This window comes from Thalassospira mesophila, from assembly GCF_002115755.1.
GTDB lineage: Bacteria > Pseudomonadota > Alphaproteobacteria > Rhodospirillales > Thalassospiraceae > Thalassospira > Thalassospira mesophila.
Genome location: NZ_JFKA01000078.1, coordinates 1 through 373, shown reverse-complemented (window position 1 = coordinate 373; position 373 = coordinate 1). Strand labels below are relative to the sequence as shown.

General features: G+C 46.6%; 1 protein-coding gene. It reads right to left on the bottom strand.

The genetic code is table 11. The features are described from left to right. On the bottom strand, positions 1-373 hold a 373-nt coding region (locus TMES_RS22115), incomplete at both ends, for a cadherin-like domain-containing protein (protein ID WP_143589786.1).

The window sequence follows — 373 nt, the reverse complement described above, 5'->3', positions numbered from 1 at the left end:
TCCGTCTGGATTTACTACCACCGTTCCATTCACCGGACCTGTCAGTAACCCGTACGTTAGGGGATTTCCGTCCACATCTGTTGCCACCACTTGGCTATTTAAACTCGTGTCTTCATTGATCACAAACTCATAATTCGGCACCACTGGTGCATCGTTCACTGGCGTAACCGTTACTAATACATTTGTCACTATAAATGCGCCCGACGGGTCGCTTATTAACACCGTAAATGTATCCGGACCATTATAATTGCCATTTGGTGTATACGTGAACGTACCATCTGGATTTACCACTGCCACTCCGTTTGTTGGCGGATCTTGTAAGCTGTACGTCAGCACCTCTCCATCTGGATCAAACGCTGTAATTTGACTCGAC